The 24496-nt window shown below is 36.2% G+C and carries 22 protein-coding genes; 7 read left to right on the top strand and 15 right to left on the bottom strand.

Annotated features, from left to right (window positions below; translation table 11 throughout):
• Nucleotides 1–10: 10 nt before the first annotated feature.
• Both NE664_11745 and NE664_11740 read right to left on the bottom strand, forming a co-directional pair.
• Nucleotides 11–532, bottom strand: coding sequence for a stage III sporulation protein AB (locus NE664_11745; protein ID MCQ4727317.1), 522 nt, complete (start codon nt 530–532; stop codon nt 11–13).
• A gap of 5 nt (nt 533–537) precedes the next feature.
• Nucleotides 538–1455, bottom strand: coding sequence for a stage III sporulation protein AA (locus NE664_11740; protein MCQ4727316.1), 918 nt, complete (start codon nt 1453–1455; stop codon nt 538–540).
• A gap of 150 nt (nt 1456–1605) precedes the next feature.
• Here NE664_11740 and aroF point away from each other — a divergent pair, with 150 nt between their 5' ends.
• Genes aroF through NE664_11715 form a run of 5 tightly spaced genes read left to right on the top strand, consistent with a single transcriptional unit; the run spans nt 1606 to nt 6996 of the window.
• Complete coding sequence (gene aroF / locus NE664_11735) at nt 1606–2619, top strand: 3-deoxy-7-phosphoheptulonate synthase (protein MCQ4727315.1); 1014 nt, start codon at nt 1606–1608, stop codon at nt 2617–2619.
• Nucleotides 2619–3716, top strand: coding sequence for a prephenate dehydrogenase (locus NE664_11730; protein ID MCQ4727314.1), 1098 nt, complete (start codon nt 2619–2621; stop codon nt 3714–3716). Before aroF ends, NE664_11730 begins: the two co-directional genes overlap by 1 nt.
• 46 nt (nt 3717–3762) lie before the next feature.
• The gene (gene aroA / locus NE664_11725) at nt 3763–5046 is read left to right on the top strand and encodes a 3-phosphoshikimate 1-carboxyvinyltransferase (GenBank protein MCQ4727313.1); all 1284 of its coding nucleotides are present in this window, start codon (nt 3763–3765) and stop codon (nt 5044–5046) included.
• Nucleotides 4997–5626 (top strand): GDSL-type esterase/lipase family protein, encoded by a 630-nt coding sequence (locus NE664_11720; protein ID MCQ4727312.1) that lies wholly within the window; start codon nt 4997–4999, stop codon nt 5624–5626. The genes aroA and NE664_11720 overlap by 50 nt, the downstream gene beginning before the upstream one ends.
• An 8-nt stretch (nt 5627–5634) precedes the next feature.
• On the top strand, nt 5635–6996 hold the full coding sequence (locus NE664_11715) for an MATE family efflux transporter (protein MCQ4727311.1): 1362 nt from the start codon (nt 5635–5637) through the stop codon (nt 6994–6996).
• Nucleotides 6997–7576: 580 nt separating this feature from the next.
• Here NE664_11715 and NE664_11710 read toward each other — a convergent pair.
• Nucleotides 7577–8671, bottom strand: coding sequence for a KamA family radical SAM protein (locus NE664_11710; protein MCQ4727310.1), 1095 nt, complete (start codon nt 8669–8671; stop codon nt 7577–7579).
• 195 nt (nt 8672–8866) lie between these two features.
• On the bottom strand, nt 8867–9379 hold the full coding sequence (locus NE664_11705) for an N-acetyltransferase (protein ID MCQ4727309.1): 513 nt from the start codon (nt 9377–9379) through the stop codon (nt 8867–8869).
• A 138-nt stretch (nt 9380–9517) separates the two neighbouring features.
• Between NE664_11705 and NE664_11700 the strand changes: the two genes are divergently transcribed.
• Entirely contained in the window at nt 9518–10801 is a 1284-nt protein-coding gene (locus NE664_11700; protein ID MCQ4727308.1) for a stalk domain-containing protein, read from the top strand.
• 66 nt (nt 10802–10867) lie between these two features.
• On the opposite strand, the gene NE664_11695 is transcribed toward NE664_11700, so the two are convergent.
• The 11 genes from NE664_11695 to polA form a co-directional block, all read right to left on the bottom strand.
• Entirely contained in the window at nt 10868–11518 is a 651-nt protein-coding gene (locus tag NE664_11695) for a DUF1847 domain-containing protein (protein ID MCQ4727307.1), read from the bottom strand.
• 10 nt (nt 11519–11528) lie between these two features.
• Nucleotides 11529–11999, bottom strand: coding sequence for a Cys-tRNA(Pro) deacylase (gene ybaK / locus NE664_11690; protein ID MCQ4727306.1), 471 nt, complete (start codon nt 11997–11999; stop codon nt 11529–11531).
• A gap of 11 nt (nt 12000–12010) precedes the next feature.
• The gene (locus NE664_11685) at nt 12011–12736 is read right to left on the bottom strand and encodes a DUF554 domain-containing protein (GenBank protein MCQ4727305.1); all 726 of its coding nucleotides are present in this window, start codon (nt 12734–12736) and stop codon (nt 12011–12013) included.
• 18 nt (nt 12737–12754) lie between these two features.
• Nucleotides 12755–13639 carry an N-glycosylase gene (locus tag NE664_11680; protein ID MCQ4727304.1) on the bottom strand — a complete coding sequence of 295 codons (885 nt, stop codon included), beginning with the start codon at nt 13637–13639 and terminating at the stop codon, nt 12755–12757.
• An 11-nt stretch (nt 13640–13650) separates the two neighbouring features.
• A complete protein-coding gene (locus tag NE664_11675) occupies nt 13651–15042 on the bottom strand; it encodes a hypothetical protein (GenBank protein ID MCQ4727303.1) in 1392 nt (463 codons plus the stop codon).
• On the bottom strand, nt 15043–15450 hold the full coding sequence (locus tag NE664_11670; protein MCQ4727302.1) for a hypothetical protein: 408 nt from the start codon (nt 15448–15450) through the stop codon (nt 15043–15045).
• A gap of 201 nt (nt 15451–15651) precedes the next feature.
• Nucleotides 15652–16644: a galactose-1-phosphate uridylyltransferase gene (gene galT / locus NE664_11665; GenBank protein MCQ4727301.1), complete on the bottom strand. Its 993-nt coding sequence runs from the start codon at nt 16642–16644 to the stop codon at nt 15652–15654.
• A 12-nt stretch (nt 16645–16656) separates the two neighbouring features.
• Complete coding sequence (locus NE664_11660; protein MCQ4727300.1) at nt 16657–18246, bottom strand: peptide ABC transporter substrate-binding protein; 1590 nt, start codon at nt 18244–18246, stop codon at nt 16657–16659.
• Nucleotides 18247–18258: 12 nt separating this feature from the next.
• Complete coding sequence (locus NE664_11655; GenBank protein ID MCQ4727299.1) at nt 18259–18825, bottom strand: lytic transglycosylase domain-containing protein; 567 nt, start codon at nt 18823–18825, stop codon at nt 18259–18261.
• Nucleotides 18826–18841: 16 nt separating this feature from the next.
• Entirely contained in the window at nt 18842–19426 is a 585-nt protein-coding gene (gene coaE / locus NE664_11650; GenBank protein ID MCQ4727298.1) for a dephospho-CoA kinase, read from the bottom strand.
• A 12-nt stretch (nt 19427–19438) separates the two neighbouring features.
• On the bottom strand, nt 19439–22102 hold the full coding sequence (polA, locus tag NE664_11645; protein MCQ4727297.1) for a DNA polymerase I: 2664 nt from the start codon (nt 22100–22102) through the stop codon (nt 19439–19441).
• A gap of 788 nt (nt 22103–22890) precedes the next feature.
• Here polA and NE664_11640 point away from each other — a divergent pair.
• Nucleotides 22891–24114 (top strand): DUF4317 domain-containing protein, encoded by a 1224-nt coding sequence (locus tag NE664_11640; protein ID MCQ4727296.1) that lies wholly within the window; start codon nt 22891–22893, stop codon nt 24112–24114.
• The last annotated feature ends 382 nt before the right edge of the window (nt 24115–24496 follow it).

The raw sequence follows: 24496 nt of genomic DNA, 5'->3' as shown, positions 1-24496 counted from the left end.
AATCCCCCCTTTAAAACAATATCACGCAAACCATAATGCCTCCGAGCAGACCGAGGGCTTTATAGAGTCTTTCTTCGGTTCTTCGCTTTTCACGTATTTCTTCTTGGGCGCTTTCTATATAGCTTATCAATATCGCGGCATTGTCAGCTTGTTGGGATTTATCGGCAAATCCAAGCGTCCTTCCGAAAGAAAACATGTTTTCTATATCCTCTGAATTAAAATATGCATGTCCGCTTTCCTTTATTATCGAATTAGCCCAAATTTCTTCGGCAGAAACCCCATTTCTCTTTTCGAATGATTCCGAAGCTTCTTTAAATATCATAGAAACAGCTCCCGTAGTTCTGATGGAAATTTGATTGAAAACTTCAAATAAAGGCGATGAAGAATATAAAAGCTCCGCCCGGAAAATAGTCGCCGCTTTTTTAAGCTGTTCCAAATCATGCTGCCTGAAATAGCCTGATTTTGAAAAATACAGGCCCAATATATAACTGCTTACTAAAACTGCCGCCGCGCCAACGGCTTTAACCAACATTAAAATCACACCTTTCCGATTTCGTTAAAATTGCTGTCGGTTATGCACTTAATATTGCCTACTCCCTGCAAAAAAATGTAAACATCGAAAGTTTTGTTTTCCTTCAATTCTTTTAACGCCCGCCTGTTAAATATGTCGCTGGCCGTACTTCCGTGAGCCGTACATATTACCTTTACGCCGCATGTAACCGTTTCGGCTATTATTCTCCCGTCTTCAACTCCGCCTATTTCATCAACTGCTATATACTGCGGGCCCATACTCCTCAAAAGCATTTCCATACCTTTTTGCTTTGGGCATCCGTTTAATATATCTGTATTTATACCGCAGTCATTTTTAACGGAAGCTCCGTATCCCCCGCTTATTTCGCTTCTTTCATCAACTACGCTTACAGTCGCGCCTCCGTTGCTCAAAAGTCTTATAATGTCCCTTAAAAGAGTTGTTTTTCCGCATCCTGGCGGGGAAATGATAGCAGTATTCTTATTTATTATGTAAGGCATTATTTTTTCCGCACATCCTTTAACCTGATGCGCTATACGGAAATTAAGGCTTGTTATGCGTCTTATATCCGTTATTTCGTTATTATTTACAATTACGTTTCCGCAAAGGCCGACACGATGACCTCCGTTTATTGTTATAAAGCCGCGTTTAATTTCTTCGCTGTAGGCGTAAAGCGAATATCCGCTTAGTATTTCCATGGTAAGCCCTATATCTTTCATACTGGCGCAAAACCCTTTTCTGCAATCTTCCGTGGGAGTCCCGTTATGATCCAAATACATATATCTGCCTTTTATTTTTATTGAAACGGGCCTTTCGGCTCTTATTCTTAACTCTTCGCAGCTGTCAAATTCCTTTTCGGTCATTTTTTTAATAACTTCCCTTATATTCCCGCCTAAAGCCAATATAATTTCATCCTTTATACTCAAAGCTTGTACCCCCTTTTCTTTAATATATGATATACTGTTATAAAATATCCTTAGTTAAAATAAATATTATTGACATAACGCTTTTAAAGATATACAATCAATGGAACAAATATTTTAACACTTTAAAGTGCAACAGGGGAGGAATTCTAAATGATTATAGTAATGAAATCGAATTCAACTGAAGAAAACATTAAAAATATAGTCCAAAACCTTGAAAACTGCGGCCTTAAAGCCCATATATCGAAAGGCGAGGCAATAACGATTATCGGAGTTGTAGGAAACAAGAATATTTTCCTTGAACGCAACCCTCAGCTTATGCCGGGAGTCGAAAAAATTGTTCATGTAAGCGAAAGCTATAAGCTGGCCAATAAAAAGTTCCATCCCGATCCGTCCGTGATAGATTTGGGCAGCGTTAAAATAGGCGGCGACAGTTTTGTTATAATGGCCGGCCCATGCGCCGTTGAAAGCCGCGAACAGATGATTGAAACGGCCGAAGCCGTATTGTCGGGAGGCGCCCAGATACTTCGCGGAGGCGCTTACAAACCGAGGACTTCCCCATACTCCTTCCAAGGGCTTGAAGTTGAAGGTTTAAAGTATATGGCCGAAGCAAGAAATAAAACGGGGCTTAAAGTCATAAGTGAAGTTACAAGCAAAGAAGCAATCGAAGCTGTTGCCGGATATGTAGATATAATACAAATAGGCGCAAGGAATATGCAGAATTTTGAACTCTTAAAAGCGGCGGGAAAAACAAACATCCCCGTGCTTCTTAAAAGAGGCATGTGCGCAACTATAGACGAATGGCTTAATGCCGCCGAATATATTATGAGCGAAGGCAATGAAAATGTCATATTGTGCGAACGCGGTATAAGGACATACGAAACAAGCACAAGAAATACTCTCGATTTAAGCGCTGTTCCGGTCATAAAATCAAAAAGCCATCTTCCGGTTATTGTTGACCCAAGCCATGCGACAGGCGTCAGGGATTATGTGGCTCCTCTTGCTAAAGCGGCTGTTGCCGCCGGGGCGGACGGACTTATGATTGAAGTACACCCTAATCCGGCAATCGCCCTTTCCGACGGTCCCCAGTCGCTGAACCCTGAAGATTTCAGAAAACTATGCAAAGAAATTAAACCGTTTATCGAACTTATGGGGAGGAAATTCTGATGTTTGGCAAAGTTGGCATAATAGGTCTCGGGCTGATAGGAGGATCGCTTGCGAAAGCGTTCAAAAATCGTCTTAATATACAAACAATAGTTGCCGTAAACAGAAATCAGGACGTACTTATAGATGCATATAATGAAGGCGTTATCGACGGTTATTCAACCACAGTTAATGAAATTTTTGCCGACTGTGACATTGTATTTATATGTACTCCTGTTAACACTATTGCCGGTTTTGCCGAAAAACTATCGCAATATATTTCACCAAACTGCATAGTAAGCGATGTCGGAAGCACAAAAGGACATATATATGACGAAATGAAGGCTTTTTCAGACAAATTTATATATATCGGCGGCCATCCGATGACCGGAAGCGAAAAATACAGATATAACGCTTCTAAAGAGCATTTGTTTGAAAACGCTTACTATATACTTACGCCTGCCGAAAACGCCCCTCTCGGAACAGTTGAAGAGTTTAAAAAAGCGTTGTCGTCGCTTGGCGCAATACCCGTAATCGTATCGCCGTACCAGCATGATTACATAGTAGCTTCCATAAGCCATGTTCCGCATATTGTAGCGTCTGCCCTCTGCAACAGCGTCTGTATTATGGATACGCCGCAAAAACATATGAAATTTTTAGCTGCCGGCGGATTTAAAGATATAACCCGTATAGCGTCGTCAAGTCCCGATATGTGGGGAAGCATTTGTTTTGAAAATAAGCATGAAATATTAAATGCGCTTGAAAACCTTGAAAATGTAATAGCAGACGTCCGTAAATCCATACAAAATGACGACAAAGAAGCCGTTAAAGAGTATTTCGACCACGCGAGAATGTACAGGGATTCATTTTCGGCCGCTACTCCCGGCACATTCGTTAAACGTTATGAAATTGTTATTGATGTTTTGGATAAACCAGGATCTATTGCAATTATTGCCGTACTGTTTTCAAGCAATAATATAAATATAAAAAATATGAGCATTGTAAACAGCCGCGAACACGAATGCGGAGTTTTGCAGATTTCATTTGACAGCGAGGAACAACGTGCAAAAAGCATTAAACTTTTAAAAGAAATGAATTACGAAGTATATGCAAAAGAGTAAAATTTCTGTATAATATTTAATAATAATTTTGATTACGGGTGATAAAATGGATATTATAATATACCCTAAAGAAAACTTAAAAGGCGTTTTTACTGTTCCCGGAGATAAATCAATCTCTCACAGAGCGGTAATGTTCGGTTCGATTTCTGACGGCAGAACGAATATATCAGGTTTTTTGACAGGCGAGGACTGCCTGTCTACGATTTCATGTTTTAAAAAAATGGGAATAGAAATTGAAGTATGCGGAACTGACGTCGTTGTTCATGGAAAAGGCCTTCACGGCCTTTCTTCCCCTGAAGGAATACTTGACGTCGGCAACAGCGGCACAACAATCCGTCTTTTGACAGGCCTTCTTTGCGGGCAGGATTTCAACTGTAAATTAACAGGCGATAATTCAATTCAAAAGCGCCCTATGGAGAGGGTTGCCGTTCCGCTCAGGGAAATGGGAGCTGATATCTCCGGCATAATTAAAGACAATAAATTATTCGCTCCGGTAAACGTCAAAGGCAAAAAGCTGAAAGGTATAAGCTATGCAATGAATGTAGCCAGCGCGCAAGTTAAAAGCGCAATCCTGTTGGCTTCCCTCTATGCCGACGGGCAAACGGAAATTATCGAACCGGAACCGACAAGAAACCATACCGAAATAATGCTTAACTATCTCGGCGCAGATATAAAACGCGACGGAAACAAAATAATTTCCTCACCTGTAAAGGAACTTTACGCTAAGGAAATACATGTGCCCGGAGATATTTCTTCCGCGGCATATTTTTTGGTTACCGGTACAATCTGCAAAAATTCTGAAATAACGATAAATAATGTTGGCGTAAATCCAACCAGAACAGGCATTATATCAGTATTACATGAAATGGGTGCGAATATCTCCGTTGAAAATAAGCGTGTCGTATGCGGGGAGCCTGTTGCGGATATACATGTTAAATATTCTAAATTAAAAGGAATCACAATAGGCGGTGATATAATACCGTCGCTCATTGACGAAATACCGGTTATCGCCGTTGCCGCATCTTTGGCCGAAGGCAAAACCGTTATTAAAGACGCCGGCGAACTTAAAGTTAAAGAAAGCAACCGTATTAAGACCATCGTATGCGAGCTGAAAAAGCTCGGAGCAGATATCGAAGAAACTGAGGACGGAATGGTCATAAACGGTGTCAACAGGCTGAAAGGCAACGTATGTGAAAGCTACGGAGACCATAGAATTGCAATGAGTATTGCCGTTGCCGCTTTGGCATCGCAAGGAGAAACGACTATAAAGGGAATGGAATGTGCAGACATATCATTTCCCGGTTTTTATGATTATATTGAAAGGCTTTGATAATATGAAAGTTGTTTTGTTTGGCGACAGCCTGACTTTCGGATACGGAGTATGGCCAAAAGATAATATTGAACATCTTCTTAAAAACTGCTATAAAGATACGGAATTTATTAACAGCGGTGTAAACGGCGATACAACGCGCGAAGCCGCTGAAAGATTTGAAAATGACGTTTTAAAATTCAACCCCGACATCGTTACTTTTTTATTCGGTTCAAATGACAGCGCAATGGGAGAAGGCGCTTACAGGACGCTTTATGAGTACAGACTGAATTTGCAAGCAATGGTTGAAGAAATACGGTTAAAGAATAAAGACTGCAAAATAATCATGATCACCCCTCCTCCCGTCGACGATACGGTTTTCATGCCTTGGACATACAATGACAGGCTTGCCCCATATTGCAGTACAGTGAGGGAAATTTCTTATGAATACAATACATATCTTGCGGATTTTAATAAACATTTAAGCGGTATTGAAGATCTAACATTATATCTGCAGGAAGATGGTTGTCATCTGTCGGAAAAGGGATATGTTGAATTTTTTAATTGCCTGAAAGGCGTTTTGGATACAATTAATATTTGAGGTGTAAAATGTGCGAAACAGCAAAAGAAAATAAAATGGGCACTATGCCTGTCGGAAAACTTTTAGTTAATATATCGCTGCCAATAATTATATCAATGCTCGTACAGGCGCTGTATAATATCGTTGACAGCTATTTTGTTGCAAAACTTAGCGAAACCGCATTAACGGCGGTTTCATTGGCATTTCCTGTACAAAATATCATGATATCAATAGCAGTCGGCACAGGAGTTGGAATGAATGCCTTTCTTTCTAAAAGCCTTGGCGAAAAAAATGAAAACCTTGTTCATAACGTTGCAAATAACGGTATGTTCCTGTTCTTATTAAGCTATGTAGTAATGGCGGTTATAGGATTTTTATTTTCAGGAACATATTTTTCAATACAGACAGATATAAACGAAGTTATTAAAAGCGGAACAGTATATACCCAAATATGTACAATTTTTTCTATCGGTGTATTTACACAAATAGCTTTTGAACGATACCTTCAGGCAACCGGAAAAACCGTCTATTCTATGATAACGCAGCTTTCGGGAGCTATAATAAATATTATTCTTGATCCGATTCTTATATTCGGATTGTATGGATTTCCTGCAATGGGAGTTGCCGGAGCGGCGGTTGCAACCGTCATTGGCCAAATCTGTTCGACAGTTGCCGGTTTCTTTTTAAACCATTTTTTCAATCATGAAATTAAACTTTCGTTTAAAGGGTTCAGGCCTGATTTTTCAATAATCAAGCGCATTTATTCAGTCGGGTTTCCTTCCATACTTATGCGTTCGGTTACGTCTGTAATGTCATTTGGAATGAACGGCATACTCCTCGGTTTCTCTTCAACCGCTGCGGCCGTTTTAGGCATATATATGAAGCTCGAAAGTTTCGTACTAATGCCTGTTTATGGATTAAATAACGGCATGGTTCCGATATTGGCATATAATTACGGCGCAAAAAACAAAGACAGGATTATCAAAACAATTAAGTTAAGTCTTGTTGGAGCAGTATGTATAATGCTGTTTGGGTTTGCCCTAATGCAGCTTTTTTCACAGGAAATACTTTTAATTTTCAACGCTTCGGAAAATATGTTAAGCATCGGGACGGTAGCCTTAAAAATAATCAGTTTCCAATTCCTGCTATCAGCGTTTTCTATAGTTTTCAATGCTGTTTTTCAGGCTTTTGGAAAAGGATTTTACAGCCTTACTGTAAGCCTTATACGTCAGCTGATTGTACTTCTTCCGGTAGCTTTTATTATTTCAAAGTTCGGAAAATTAGATCTTGTTTGGCTTGCGTTCCCGATAGCTGAGGTAGTATCGCTTGTAACTGCTGTTTTCTTTATGAAAAAAGTTTATAATAAAAATATTAAGCCTATAGAAAAATAATTATAATTCAGCCTAAATATAGGCGCCGCTTTAGGGATGGTGATTTAATGTGGATATTATTTGGCATTATGAGCGTTGTTTTTACTTTTATGAATTTACATTCAGCCGTTAATAAAAGTAAATTGTTCCAATTATCATCAATAGCCGCTTTTTCTTCGACTGTATTAACTGTCTTATTTGAGTATCGTATGATAAATAACTGGGTTAAGCATAAAGACTGGTCTGCCGTTTCGGACGTTATGCCAACAATGAATACGGTTCTGACAATATATGCTATATTCATAATAATTATAAATATTTTTTCATTAATGGTATATATTTGTGAAAAGAATTAAAAAATATTGAGTTATATATTTGCGCTTATATAGCACAGTAGTTATAAAAAGATAATAAAATCTCGGTTCACGATTCAGTGTAAAATTAAACGAGCATACATGTTTACATATGACGTTTGATACACAAATATAAGTTTGATTTTCTAAAAATATTTTAGTAGATAAAGCCGTTTCCGGAAATTTGCTGAAACGGCTTTTTTATTTTTCACCTAAATTTAATATCTTCATAATTTTATATTTTGTTTCTACAGCCAGCATTGTCCTGCATCAATTCTATATTCAAAAAGCTTGCCATAATCATCAGGGTTCTTTGCTTCATGGTATTTAAATACCAAATAATTTTGCCTTGCGCTTCCCAATACTTCCATTTTTCCTGTTTCATGACTCATAACAAATCTAAAGCTTTTTGAAACTCCGTTAAGCTGTTTCTTTGCGTTTTCGACTATTTCATATCCTTTTAACAACGGAACTTGAAAATTATTTTTCACCCCTTCTACCGGCCTGCATTGGAATATATAATATGGATCTACGCCTATGGCAGTTAGTCCCCTCATCAAATCCGCTATTACCATACTGTTATCATTAATCCCTTTAAGAAGCACAGCCTGGTTCCGAACCGTAACGCCAATATTATTTAAAGCTTTAACAGCTTTTTCAGATTCGCTTGTAATTTCATTTGGATGACAAAATTGCGTTACAACAATAATACGTTTCTTTAAAGTATATTTTTTTAGTATATCCAATAATCCATTATCGCCGTAAATTCTAGTGGGGAATACAACAGGAGTCCGGGTGCCAAACCGTATTAAATCGAGATGCGGTATTTCTGTAAGGTTTTTAAGATAATCTTCAATCACTTCATTTGAATTTAAAAAGGCATCGCCGCCGGAAATAAGTACGTTTGATATTTCTTTATGCTCGGAAACGAAATCATAAACGGTCTTTCTGTTATTCACAACTTCATTATTTTCAACTCCGACAAGGCGTTTTCTAAAACAATGCCTGCAATACATGGCACATTGTGAGGTTGAAAGTATCAGGGCAGTTTGCGGATATTTTTGCTGAATACCCTGTAATTTAGTATTCAAGGCTTCTCCGCTTGTATCTTTCATCCCGCCGGAAACATTTTCCGCTATATCCGGTATACACATTTTTCTTATTGGATCATTCTCATCATTAAAATTTATAAGGGATAAATAATATCTGCTTATTGACATTGGATACATTTCAAGTGTTTTTGACAGACGTTCTGTTTCTTCTTCTGACATTTTAAGTAAATTCTTTAACTCATCGGCTTTGGTTATGTTATTTAACAGTTCGTTTTCCCAATCCACAAGCATTCCACCTTTCATCCTTCTTTTAAAACTTTATATGACATGTGTTTAATTATACTATAAATTATGCAAAAATACTACACAAAATAATGTGTTTTTTTATATTTTAATAATTTTTTTATAAATATAGAACAAAATATATTTCTTTTATATCAAATTATTAATGCAAAAAGCCTACTATTGACAGCAGGCTTTTAATTATTAAATATTAAGCTTATAAATCTTTTCATATATTTCATTTTTTAAAACCATAAATTCACCCTGAGAAAGAGCGTTTGGATAAGTCATAATCTTAAGTTCAAGCTCTTCACGGTCTTTACCAAGAGGCGGCTGAATATAAAAATATTCATTTAATTTAAAACCATTCCGTATATAAAACATAACCCGCCTTTTTGAAATTTCGTTTATAGGCGGTTCAACTTCAAGCACGGCAGGCTTTCCAATCATTTCTAAAAATGTTTTTAAAAAAGTTCCGCCTATGCCAGTCCCTCTTTGTGACTTTAAAGATGCAAAGTGCTCGATAAAAACATATTCGCTTAATTCCCAAAATGCAATAAATACGGTTTTCTCCTTGTCGGCGTAAATCTTGTATAATTCATCTTCAAAAAGAGCCAACTGCCCTTCTTTGCTGCGCCGTTCATTTTCCGGAAAAGCCTCTTCCATAATATTGTATATTGGTTCAAAATCACTTTTTAAAATTCTTATTATTTCCATTAAATTTACCTCCATAAAATATGCCCATAGTCTACATTATATTGATTTTTTTGTCAATGTAATTTAACAATTTTGAAACAGAATATAAACAATTTAAAAGTATACTAAAATAATAGTAATTATTATTTGAGGTGTATTATGAGTAAAATATTTAAAATAGTATTGGCTGTGCTTTTATCACTGATGTTTGCAGTTTCGGCAGTAGCTGAAGATAAAATATCTGTACTGTTAAACGGCAAGCCTTTAGAATTTGAAGTCGACCCTAAAATAATAAGCGGCACAACTATGATTTCCGTCAGATCTATTTTTGAAGCGATGGGTTTCCAGTTATTCTGGGATCAAAATCAAGAAACTGTTACAGGAATACTTGGAAAAAATGTAATAAATTTAAAAATAGGTGACAATACGGCTTATAAAAATAACTCTCCGCATGAACTCAAAACGCCTCCTGTTATACAAGACGGCTATACTCTTGCGCCGTTAAGGTTTATAGCCGAAAGCGCAGATGCCGTTGTTAATTGGAATGATACCAATAAAACTGTAGAAATATTTACATCCGATTTAAATTTATCAGAAAATAGCGGCGATAAACTAAAAAATTCCGTTGTTATGATTGATACTGACAAACATCAGGGCAGCGGAGTAATTATTTCATCCGACGGGTATATCGTTACAAACTTCCACATAATAGAAGATTCCAGCACAGCGCTGTTTAAATTTAACGATGAAACATATTATATGGGAAAAACAACTGTGCGAGCTTATGATAAAGCCAATGATCTAGCCGTATTGAAGATTGATAAAACAGGTTTGGAACCGGCCTTATTAGGAGATTCCGATTCGATATTAATCGGAGACGAAGTTACGGCTGTCGGCTCTCCAAAAGGTGAGTTTAACGTTGTTTCAAGAGGAATAGTTACGGCTTTAAACAAATACACTATAGGAGCTACAGCCGCAATTGAAAAAGGCAGCAGCGGCGGCGCCCTTTTCAACAAAAATGGCGAATTAATTGGGATAACCTCTTTATATGATACAGCCGGAAACAATATGTCAATTCCAATTAATAAAGTTAAACAAATGGATTTTTCACAAAATATACCGCTTATTGAATTATCGTCTATAGAACATACTATTTCATGCCCTGATAATTTTTCATATTATATAGACGGTACAAAAGCGGTATTTAGCTGGCCAAGGGTATACGGTGCAGACTATTATAAAATATACAGTTCATATACGGAAAACGGTGAATTTCGCCCCGTTGCCAATCCGGTAACCAATTCCTATAATTGGAACTGGAGTTTCCCTTACTGTATGAAAATTGATTTAAGAGATTTTAATAAAATCTACTTTAAAATATCCTCTGTTAGTAACGGAATTGAATCGCCGCTGAGCAGGGCGTATAAAGTTGAAATTCAATAAAAATAAGAACCGTGATTTTACTGAAATCCGGTTCTTATTTTTATTGAAAAAATTTATATGTAAATATTACAGTTCATACGGTTTCATAAGCTTTTTGTAATATCCTTCTGTTAAATATAACGGTTGTGCGGCACAGTTTCCGGTTACCCTGTCTTTTGTAAACAGGACCGTTACAGGTACTTTACAATATTTGAAAAATAACGTGTCGTGCCCTACGCATAATCCCATAAGAACCACAAAATCAACATTTTCATTGTTCAAAAATTCAGCTTGCATTATAGGATTACAAAACGGCTCATAATTGCCTGGGTGCACTTTATCTTCTTCTTTTATATTAAGCACAGTTTTATCGCGGTTTCCCACTTTACAAACAACGCCTACGGTTTCAATTTTGTTAACCTCTAATATTTTTGAAAATGTCTTTGCCTCTTTGATCATTCCGACGCACGAAGCGATTCCTACTTTTTTAGCCCCGATTTTTTTCAAAAACATAACCGTTTCTTCAACACGAGTTGCCTTGCAGTAATAATTTCCTTCAATTTCAGCGGCTGCTTTCAAAATCTTTGTGTTTTCTTCATCTTCCAAATAAGTCTTAATAACATCGTCAACAGCATCTTTACCCAGCTTTTCCGTCACACATTCCTTTGGATACGGAAAATTTTGCGTATCACATGTAAGTTTTCCGCATTTAATACAACTGAACTCACTTTCCTGCATAATTCCCCTCCTAAACAGTTAAATCTCTCAATTCCGCTCCTATATATCTAATTAAATCATTGGGAGCGATTAAAACCTGGCATCCTCTCGCACCTGCGCTTATACTTATATTGTCAAATAACATACATGTTTCGTCTATAAATGTGTTAAATTTTTTCTTCATGCCTATTGGGGAACATCCTCCTCTTATATATCCGGTTACCCCCAAAAGCTCTTTTACATGCAGCATCTCTATCTTTTTATTTTTGGAAACAGATGCCGCTTTTTTCAGATCAAGCTCCTCAGAAACAGGTATAACAAAAACCGTTACTCCTGTTCTGTCACCCTTTGCAACAAGGGTTTTAAATACCATTTCAGGCTGAAGGCCTAAAACTTCCGCGGCATGAACGCCCGATAAATCATTCTCATCATATTCATACTGCGCGCTCGTATATAAAATTTTTGCCGAATCAAGCATTCTCATTACATTTGTTTTATTCAAACTGTTACCTCTCAGAATAGACTTGTTATAAATTCAAAAACCATGTGTACCGGCGGCAGATAAAATATAACCGGTATAAACACAGCGGGAAGCATATTGCCTATTTTAAATTTTTTTATTTCAAGCATGTTAATTCCAATAGCAAATATCATAATTCCGCCTATAATAGAAATTTCACGCATCATATCTCCCGTCATATACTGCTGAATGTATGACGCCAGAAGCGTTAATATTCCTTGATATACAAAAACAGAAAAAGCAGAAAACAATACGCCTATACCTAACGTAGAGGCGAATATAATAGCAGTTATACCGTCAAGAACCGATTTTGTAAACAATGTTGTGTGTACTCCCTGTATGCCGCTTTCAATAGCTCCAAGTATTGCCATAGTTCCTACGCAGTATGTAAGGCTCGCCATAACAAACCCCTGTGAAACATTCCCGCCGTTACTGCCTATTTTATGCTGTATTATATCTCCTACAGATTCAATCCTCTGTTCTATTTTGATAAATTCTCCTATTATAGAGCCTAAAACCAAGCTTATAATATATAGAATAGGTTCCGCTTCGCCGCTCATCAGACCTTCAAGTGCGGTTGACAGCCCGATAAACGCAACGGATAAACCCAATACGCTAATTATGATTTCTTTATATCTTTCGCTTATTCCTCCTCTAAGCAAAAGCCCGGCTGAACCTCCAAACAAAATAGCTAAAGAATTAACAATTGTTCCAAGCATTATTTTTCACCCTAAACTCTATTTATCCGTACCGATTTTAAATTGACGAGCATAATTAAAAAGATACTGCTGTGCAAAACCTGAATAATCGCCAAATTTTTCATCTGCAAATTCATGTATTTTTTTAATCGGGGTGTCCTGGCCGCCAAAATAAAAATAACTCATTATCCTTTTTACCCAGACATCCGTTGGGAAAGCGTCGCTCCTTTTTAAAGAAAAAAGCATAACACAATCGGCAACTTTAGGCCCGACTCCGTTAATCGAAATAAGCCTTTTCCGTAATTCTTCCGTTGAAAGGCTTTTAAAGCTTTCAATTTCCAATTCATCTGTAACATACTTGGTCACGGCATCAGCAATATATTTTCCCCTAAAACCAGCTTTACAGTCCTTATATTCCTCACCGTCCAAACCAAAAAGCCTTTTAGGCTCAGGGAAAGAATAATAATCTTCTCCGTTTACAGTTCTTATGTATTCCCCGTATTTTTTGCTGATATTGTATACAACTTTTTTAATCATAGGTATCCTGTTATTTTGTGAAATAATAAAGGATATAAGACATTGAAAAAATTCTTGATTTATAATCCTTATGCCGGGGGCATATTCAACTGCCCCTTTTAATATTTCATCTTCATCGGCCAAAAGCTTTTTTATCTCATTGTAATCCCTATTTAAATCAAAATAGTTAAGCCATATAGTTTCAAATTCATTTATTGACGTATCTTCAAATACAATGGCATCTCCGCTTTGATAAATGTGCAGAGCCTTTTTATGAGCGGTGACTATATAATCTTCTTCCCCCAACTTATTAAAGTTAAAACACTGTCCACATTCCAGCGTTTGGGAAATTATAAAACTGTCGTAATCTTTAAGAATTATGTTTCCGTTTTCTTGTGTATATTTCATTTAAAACCCGCCTATCTGTCTAATATTATAAATGTTGGAGCATTCTTATTTATAGCAAGCATTTTATTTCTTGCCTCGTCAGATGTTGAAACTTGGACAATATTCCATGAATCGCCGGTGTTGCTGCACAGATATTTAACCTCATTATTAAGAACAATATAAACAAAATTTGACGTTCCACATATATAACTTATATCCGAAGCGCCGGAAATAAATCCCATATTTATCATTTGCCCTATTAAAGGCGACTTATCTCTGTTTAAAGATGAAAGATGGTCGTTTATAGTATACGGCGGAAGCAGCTCAAGGTTAAAATCAGGAAGAGCCTTATTAACGCTTACAAGTACTCTCGGATCTGTTTCAAGGCCGCTCATAACTACCTCCCATATGTTTCCGGAACGCCTTAATATATACTGCCTTACTTCATTCGGACTGCTCTTTCCGGAGAGTATAACAACAGCATATTTATTATCGGTTGTTATACTTCTTACAAAATACTCTTCATATTTGCTTTCATACATACTTATAAAATTAAGTATCCTGTTATAGTTTTCAGAGCTTGGCGACAAACGGCCTATTGCCCCATGATTTTGGTAGTAATTATTCAAGAGCGCCGCATACTGAGATGAAGATATCGCCCCGCCCGCACTGTTTGCCGTAGTTAATAGATACATATTTTCACTTGGATGCGGAGCGGCCGCAACAACTATGAAGCCTTCTTCACTGTCCTTAATATAAAGACTGCTGTATTTTTTCAAATCGGCGGCATTTAACAGCAAAACTTCATAATTTTGCATAACATATTTAGATGATAAATATCCGTTTGCAATAAGGTAATCAACCGTAATTGTTTCTTCGGCCGCTTTATTATATAGGTATCCGTTATGAGTAATAACCCTTGTTTTGCTGAAATTCTCTGTATAATATGTCTGTCCGGCATATACTATGTCGTCTAAAGCTTTCCATATGTTCATAAGGCTGTCGTCGTTTAAATAAGGATCTACAGCCTGTCCGGATGAACTTTGATTATTTTTGTCGTTATCGTCTTTATCGTCTGTATGTGAAATGCCCGGCGATGGAACAGGTTTCACATTTTCAGGTTTATTAGGTTTCTCACTGTTGTTTGAGTCTATTTTATCCGCATCTTCATTAGGGACTTGTACGCTGTTTTCATCTTCGATTCCGCTTTCGCTGTTTTCTGAATTCTCTTCGGCAGAAAAACCGTTGTCAGATTTTTTATTTCTTCCTTTTGTATTAACAGCGCCATCGCTGCTTCCTGTTTCTTCCTTAGGAAGTAAATCTGAAGGAGAGTCGTTATCATTAGATGTAAAATTACAGCTGGAAAATAATAAGGCTAAAAGCACCGTTATAACTGTAACCCATTTAAAATTAAATATTTTCAATTAATATTCATCCCTTTTATCCGAAATCGTTTCATACACGGAAATTAATTCCTCATGATGCGCTTTAAGGATTTCTGAAATTTTTTCTTCCATAAAATCTATATCGTCAACAAAGTCAAACGATACTATCCAGGTTGGATTATAACAATCCTCTTCTTCAGCTATAGACGTTACAAAAGGCAAAATTGTTTCAGTATCATAGTAATCATAAACAGCTTCAAATTCCCAATCGCTTACATCCCTATCGGTTGTAATTTTCATGAATACTTTTATTTTGCCGTTATCATCAACAGCATATGTGTTATAAATTAAATTTTCATATTCAGGAACTTTGTAACAACCAAGTTCCTTATCAAGAAATCCTGTTTCCTTATCCTTGAGCATAATTACGATTACCGCTTCATCCATACTATTATATTCTCCTTAAATGCAAAATCTGCATGTTTTAAATACAAGTCTGCCAATACATACTTTCTATATCATACTTTGGATATTATACTATTTTTCGAGTTTATTTGCAACATACATAAATTCTCACAAAAAGAAAATTTGTTAAAATCTAAATAAAAATCCCGCTGAAATAATCAGCGGGGCAGCTAAAATAATTGTTTATTTATTCCATTTTTCACCTTTGCGGTATATTTTGGCGGCGTCTTCCGGAAGAAGAGGATTTATATAACATCCTGTGGCAAATTCAAACCCGGCAGGGGCTCCAAGGCGCGGAAAAATCTGCATATACCAATGAAAACAGCTTTCACTGCATCCCTCCGGCTTTTCTTGAAAACATATATTATAACTGATACCGTTTTTTAACGTATTCACTTTGTCGAAAATAAGCACAAGTATTTCAGACATATCTTTAATTTCACATTTAGTAAAATTTGTCAAAGAAGATACGTGCCTTTTAGGAATCACCATAATCTCAAAGCTGAACTTAGCGGCATAAGGCACAAACGCAGTAAAGCTTTTATTTTCCGCTATTATGCGCTCACCGTTTTTTAATTCATATTCTGCCATACTGCAAAGCATGCATCTTTGATTTTCTTCCAGGTATTTTTTAAAATTCAAAACAGTATTTTCCTGTTTAGGAGGCACCAAAGGTATCCCGATTATCTGCCAATGCGAGTGGGCAATCGAGGCCCCTGCTTCAGGCCCGTTATTTTTAAATACTTGTATATATTTGATAAAATCCTTTTTCCTTATTTCTTTTAAACGCAGTATTATTACATTTAAGATTTTTAATATCCTAACGGAGCTGAAATTTTCAGGCGTATCAAAATGATTAGGCGTATCCACAAGCACTTCATGTATACCTATGCCGACATTCGATGTATAAAATTCTTCGATTTTTTCTTCATAACATTCCGTATCAACAGCCGGATAAAGATTTTTAAAAACCCTTATATTCCAATTTCCGTTTGTTCCATCTTGATATACGGCGTCTGGCGTTTCTTCTTCGTGTCCCGGGCAGAATTGACAATGACTTACATTTGAATTATCCAAAGACAATTCCTTTTTCCTGAAGTGATACGGTTTTTTACGTCTATTTGCAGCAAATATAACCCATTCGCCCGTTATCATATTTTTTCTGAATTGTGACAAATATATCCACTCCTAGTTAATCACCCATTTTTCAATACCGTTATAAGCATTAAATTGAATCGGGACTATATCCCCTGTTATTCTTTCATCAGTAAAAAGCGCCGCTTTCCTGAAAGTTATTCCTATGCAGGGGAGTTCTTCGCCAACTTGCATTTGGAGGTTTTTCATGTTTTCCTTCATTTCATTTTCTGTAATGGAATTTCTGTATACATTAATCAATTCATCTGTTTTCTCATTACTGTAGCCTGTGTAATTTAAGCTTCCTCCGCTTTCAAACATAAATCCGAAATCAGGCACTATTGAAAGCTCAAACCCGCCCAGAAACATATCGAAATCCATTGCTTCAAGCCTTGAAAGATATGTTTCATAATCAACCTTTTCAACATTTATGCTAAAACCTATACTGTTTAATTCTTCCGCTATTTTTACAGCCGCCTGACACCGCTCTTCATTTTCCTTATTGACAAGAAGTGAAAATGAAAGAGTCTGCATACCGTTTTCCAGCTGTTTTTCCCTTATGCCGCTTCCTTCTTTCAGTAAGTATCCTGCATCGTCAAGCAGTTTCCTTGCCTGTGTTAAGTCATATTGATATGGTTCTACTTCGTTTGAATTCAGAAAACTGTCAGGATTCAGAGGCGTTGGGGCCGCCGCCGCATTTGAAAGGTATACGGCCTCAATTATGCTTTCCACAGGAACAGTGCATGCAATGGCCTTTCGTACATTTTTGTCATTAAATACTTCTTTTCCAAAATTAAATCCTAAAAAATCATAATAGTTATCAATATAGCTGTATTTTTTGCTTCCGTCGTCAAAATCAAACTTTCCAAGCATTGTTTCGTCGGCTATTACAGTATCTGTAATACGCTGGCTGAATGTATAAATATCCGTATCAGAATCTGTTGTAATAGAAACTATTATATTTTCTATAGCAGGTTTTTGAGTAAAACTGTTGTCAGCCGCAGTAAGCCTTAATTCCTTAGCGGCCGTATAGCTTTCAAATTTATACGGCCCGCTTCCCATCGGAGCAAAATCTACCTCGCCGCCGCTGCTATAATATGATGAAGGTATAACCGGAAAACTCATAGAATAAACATTGCCCACATAGGCATTATTAAATTTAACATTAACTGTCAGATCGTCGGCTTTGCCGAAACTTGCCACATTTTCGGCACAGGCTTTATATACTGAATTTTCAGACGATGATTTTATAACGCCGAGCGAATATATTACGTCGTCGGCCGTTATACTGCTTCCGTCGTGCCATTTAAGCCCGTCTTTAAGTTTGATTGTCAAAAGCGTTCCTTCTTCTGTGTAATACCAGCTTTCAGCTATAGATGGCGACGGCTTGTATGTGCTGTCGATACCTATCAGAGGTTCAAACATAATCTTTAATATTGAATCCACTGTTTCCTCTTCGTTTAAAAGCGGATTAAGAGTTGACGCAGTACGCATGCTTAACGAAAGTTCTTTATTGTCTTTTTTGCTCATTTTGTCAGCTTCTCCGATTTGGGACGCCACTAAAGCTACGCTGTCCTCATCCTTATTGCCGCATGCCGTCAACATAAGTACGGCTATAATAAACAAAATAATAAATTTTTTCATATTTTCTCCAATTTAATATATATAATCATAAACTTTTTTAATTGCCGTCACTTTCATAACATATTTTTGAGTTTCTTCAAACGGTATTGTATGCAGCGTCCTTAAATCCGACGAATATTCGCCGTCCTCAAGCCATCCGCTTACATTGCCGCTTCCCGCATTATATGCTGCAAGGGCAGTTTCAATTTCAAAATCATACTGCTTTGATAGTACATTCAGATACCAACACCCAATATGTATATTTATCTCAGGTTCAAACAGCATTTCGGGAGAAAATCCTTCTATCCCTATTTCTTCCGCCCCCCATGTTCCGGTTCTGTCCGTAATCTGCATAAGGCCTTTTGCGTCTTTAACTGAAACGGCAGATTCGTCAAAATTGCTTTCAACAAATATTACCGCGTAAACAAGGTTTTCGTCCAAATCGTATTCGGCCGAATATTTTTCTACCAGTTCGCCGTATTTTCTGATAAATATCGAAGGCAGTATTATGTATCTTACTATAGCGGCCAAAGCTCCGATAACTATTATTGTCATCACAAGCTTTTTAAAAAAATTTTTAAAATTAAAGCAATAAAACATCTTATTCTCCTATATGTTACGGTTTATAATATTTATAAACCTGCTCCTTCAAATCATCAATACTGCCGCTGTTATATATTACCACATCCGCATGGCTCTCGTAATAACTCCATGGCTTTTGTGAAGCAATGCGGTTTTTTCCATGTTCGACGTCAATTTTGTCGCGTTCTATAATCCTCTTGAGCCTTGTGCTTTCATCCGCATATACGACCCACACTTCAGTGCATAACGACTTAAAATTGCCTTCAAGAAGAAGCGGCGCGTCAATTACGGCAGTTTTTCCTTCCGATTCTGCTTTTTTCAATTCCATAGAAATCTCTTCAAAAATATATTTATGGGTACAGCTGTTTAAAAAATCAAGCTTTTCGCCTTTGTCTTTAAACACTATTTCCCCAAGCTTTTTCCTTATAATCTCCCCGTCTCCGTCCAAAACAGAACTGCCGAAATATCCGACTAATTCATTATAAGCCGGTTTCCCTTTTAATATTATGTCATGCGCTATCTTATCAGAATCAATTATAAAAGCGCCCATATCAAATAACAGTCTGTTGACAACTCCTTTGCCGCTTCCCGTTCCGCCGGTTAAACCGATTATTTTCAATTAAAACACCTCTTATTTTGTTTCATACCAACTTCTGCCGATTTTTACATCTGCAACCATAGGCACTTTCAGATGCACGGCATTTTCCATATTTTCTTTTAAAAGTTTTGAAACCGCGTCTATTTCATCTTTATGAGTTTCAATTAAAAGTTCGTCATGAACTTGAAGTATAAGCCTTGATTTCAGGTTATTTTTTATTAAAGCGTCGTGTACTTTAACCATTGCAATTTTTATAATATCAGCGGCGCTTCCCTGTATCGGCATATTCATCGCAACCCTTTCGCCAAAAGAACGTTGAACAAAATTCGACGAACTTAATTCCGGCATCGGCCTTCTCCTTCCAAATATTGTCGAAACATATCCGTTTTCCTTTGCATTTTTAATTGTAGTATCCATATAAATTTTAATATTCGGATATTTATGAAAATAACTTTCTATATATTCTTCCGCTTCTTTTCTTGTAATGCCTAAATCTTGGCTAAGGCTGAAAGCCCCAATTCCATATACTATTCCGAAATTAACTGCTTTTGCATTGCTCCTCTGTAAAGACGTTACGTCTTCAAAAGGTATGTTAAGAACTTGGCTGGCGGTCAGCCTATGGATATCCTGTCCCTCTTTAAAGGCGTTTATAAGAGTTTCGTCGTCCGCCATATCGGCCAATACCCTCAATTCAATTTGCGAATAATCGGCGTCAAGAAATACAAACTCATCGTTTGTCGGAATAAAGACTTTCCTAAGCTCCCTTCCAAGCTCAAGACGTACCGGTATGTTCTGGAGATTAGGCTCTGTGCTGCTTATCCGCCCTGTAGCGGTTATAGTCTGGTTAAATGTAGAATAAATTTTTTCGGTTTCTTTATTCATAACATTTAATAGCCCGTCCGCATAGGTGCTTTTTAATTTTGAAATTTGGCGGAAATAAAGTATCTTTTCAACTATAGGGCTTTCAAATTTTAATTTTTCCAAAACTTCTGCCGCTGTTGAATAGCCTGTTTTTGTTTTTTTGCTTCCTTTAAGCCCTAATTTTTCAAATAATATAACGCCAAGCTGCTTAGGTGAATTTATATTAAACTCCTCTCCTGCCAGGCTGTATATTTCGCTAGTAATCGTTTCCAATTCGGCTTCAAGCATCGACTGGTATTTTAAAAGTTTCTCTTTATCAACTTTAATGCCGTATTTTTCCATATCGCTAAGCACAAAAAGAAGAGGCATTTCAATTTCATAGAATAACTTTTCCTGATTATTATCCTTAATCTGCTTTTCCATAACAGGCTTGGCCATACTTATTATTTCAGCCTGTACAGCGGCAAATTCCAACAGTTCGTCATTAGTTAGGGAAAGGAGCGGCCTTTTGCTTTTTCCTTTGCCTAAAACTTCTTCCTCGCTTTTTACGGACAATTTAAGAAATTCCGACGCTATGTCGTCGCAGTAATAAGTATCCCTTGTTGGGTTTAAAATATAAGCCGCTATTGCCGTATCAAAAGCAGCTCCTTTTAGTTCGATTCCGATTTTCCTTAGAAGCGAAATATCATTTTTTATATCATGTCCGGTTTTAATAATTTCACCATTCTCAAAGAAACCTTTGGACATTTTTTTAAAGCTTTCAAGAGATATTTCATTTCCTATCGGCGCGAAAACTCCTCCGCCGTTTTCATAATAAATACTTACCCCGACTAATTCTTCATTTTCGCAGAAAAGTATATATGACACTTCATTTCCGTTATTAATGCCTGAAATATAGTCGTTAAATTCAAACTTTGAATTTAAAATTTTATATTTTTTACTTGTTTGATTTTCTTCCTTATTATTAACTATAAATCTGTTAAGCATAGATTTAAATTCGTATTTTTTTATAAGTTGGTACGCTTCGTCACTTATTGCCGTTCCTATTACCGGCATATGTTCCAGATCCAGCTCCACGGGAACATCCCTTACAATAGTTGCCAAAAATTTGCTTAACAGGGCTTGCTCTCGAAACTCTTTCAAATTTTTGGAGGCTTTCTGAGGTTTTATATTATCAACATTTTCTATAGCGTTTTCAACAGTTTTGAATTCCTGTATAATTTTAACTGCAGTTTTTTCACCTATAGAGGGGACCCCGGGAATATTATCAGACGTATCTCCCATCAATGCTTTGACGTCGATAAATTCGGAAGGGGTAACTCCATACTTTGCTATAACATCGGCCGCATAGTAGTCTTCCGTTTCAGTTTTGCCGCCTTTTGTTTTCGGTATCCTTACTTTCAGTTTATCGCTTGCTATCTGTAAAAGGTCGCGGTCGCCGGAAACGACAATAGTTTCCATTCCGTTTTCTTCGGCAATCCTTGAAAGTGTGCCGAGTATGTCGTCCGCTTCAAACCCTTCAAATGAATATTGCTTTATATTTAATGCGGACAAAAGTTCTTTAAGCGCAGGCATCTGTTCCGCAAGTTCATCGGGCATACCTTTTCTTGTACCCTTGTAGCCGTCATATTTTATATGCCTAAATGTCGGCGCTTTTAAATCGAAAGCTATTCCGAGATAATCCGGCTTGTCTTCGTCAATAAGTTTAAACAATATGTTAAAAAAGCCATAAATGGCATTTGTATACTGTCCGTTTGAATTTGTTAACAACGGAACGCCGTAGAAAGCGCGGTTTACAATACTGTTTCCGTCAACAAGCATTATTTTTTTATTCATAAAATCCTCCATAACTACTTATATATGCATATTGTTATCATTATACACCATCGGAGTGAAAAACTACAGAAAAAATTTTTAACGAAAAACGACATTACTCTTAAAATAAAATATTCCAAAGTTTAATTAATGAAGTTCTTAATTGAAGTATTTTAGTGCTTTATATAGTTTTATAAAAATTAAAGTTTTAATTTTTTTCTTGCGTATGGCATTTCAGGCATTTATACTAAAATTATTATTGCAGTTATACTGGCAAACGGAGGCGGTACTTTATTGGAATAGGTCTGTTAATTTTTGTATTCATAATTGTATGTATTACTTCGGTTATTGTCGGAATACGGATATCTAAAAACAAAAATATGTTTATTAAGAAATATCCAAAATTACTTTAAAATGTTATTATGATATATACTGGATTACCGTGATGTTTTTATTTTCCATAAGCAGCGAACTGTTTCCTCTTAATTTTCCGAAGGCATATTTACTTCTGTTTTCATACGGAGCCATAGGAATATCGCTTGTTACCGCCTACGGGAAAAATCACGGCAAAAAAATTTATTTTTTAGTAACATTATTAACGATAATCGGTATGGCATGCAGATATATTTTGGAATACGGGGAAGTTTCCAATATTTACAATTTTACAGTTTTTAATATCATTCTTTATGCTGTTGCATCGCCGGTATTCACAACTTCTGTATACTGCCTGTTGCCTAAGATACATTGATAAAGAAAAAATAAAAAATATTCCAATGCAGAGATTATAACATTACGAAAGGAAAAATAATATGACAAAGAAAGATATACTTGAATTAAAGCGACGCTTGAAAAAAAACGAATGTACTTTTACAAAAATGTGCGGATGCTATGTTGACGGCAACAAAAATATTATTTTAAACATCAACGAAACATTCTTAAATCTGGAGGACGACGAATTTTATAAATATCTTGAAATTGCAAAAAAAGTTCTTTCCGGCACATTAGGCAATAATATACTTGAACTTGAGTTTTCCGCAACAGATGAAGATATGAGCATGCAGAAATACTTGTATGGCCTTAAAGACAGCAAACTGAAAAATGAAGCGCTTCTTCAAAGGCTGTATGAACAAATAATAAAAAATTACGATTATGCCGGAAATTACCTGATTCTTATTTTCCATGATGCTTACGATGTAATAACAAGAAGCAGCGACAACTCAAAACTTGACGAATCGGAAGAAGTTTATGAATATATTCTATGCGCCGTTTGTCCTGTTGAACTTACGGAAGCCGGACTTGGATACAGGGAAGATGAAAACCGTATTGGCGTACGAAACAGGGACTGGGTTGTAGAAATGCCCGAAACAGGATTTGTTTTTCCGGCTTTTACCGATAGGAGCAGCGATATACATTCAATTATGTATTATACAAAAAATGCAAAAAAGCCGCACAGTGAGTTTATGGAGGATATTTTAAACTGCATTCCGAAAAGGACAATAGCCGAAGAAAAAGAAATCTTTAATTCTATAATTAAAGATTCAATAGAACAAAAAGATGAAAAAGACGATATATATATTGAAATACAAAAAAACTTAAACAGCGTTGCCGAAGAAATGGTTTCTTTTACAGCTCTTGATGATGACGCGCTTGTTTTGACTAATGAGAAAATACATAAAGTTGTATCCGAAAGCAATATACCGGAAAATGTAAAAGAAAAAATCGAAAAACTTTACGAAAGTGAATTTACACAGGCCCCTCCTCTTTTTAAAAACTTAATTGATGAAAAAGCTATTGCGGAAAATGAGCAAAAAGAAAAAACAAAAGAACTTCAAAAACAAGTACAATCTTTAAAATCTGAACTTGAAGAAATAAATTCCGAAAAAAATATACATTCGGCAATCATATTAAATTGTCCTGAAGAAAAGGCTGCAAAAATAAGGCCTCAGATTATAGACGGCCAAAAATATATAATTGTGCCCGTTGATGATGGCGAAACGGCAAATATAAATGGCGTTGACATTGACTTTTTATAAAACGCATGAAACGGCCTGATAATTTCGGGCCGTTTCCGCTGTTTATGGAGAGTAAACATTTTCCCTTATAATTAAACGGTATATGATATTGCAGAAACATCACAATACACGCAATTTATAAGGGTAAAGATTTTTTGCTTTTTTATACACAGCAAATACGGTGCCAATATTAAATTAATTCTAATAATAAAAATAAAACAATATAAATTTCAGAATATTTAAAGACATTAAGTCGAAAATTGCAATATTTTTTAATTGTAAAGGAATTAACTGTTAATGCTCTTAAGTTTTAAAAAAATAAAATATATGCATATTTACATTGAAAAATAAAATAAGGATTTTATTTTGTCTTAAAACCAATTAAAAAAAGCTGTTTTGAAAA

The organism is Anaerotignum faecicola, assembly GCA_024460105.1.
Lineage (GTDB): Bacteria > Bacillota > Clostridia > Lachnospirales > Anaerotignaceae > JANFXS01.
This window is presented reverse-complemented; position numbering and strand designations above follow the sequence as displayed.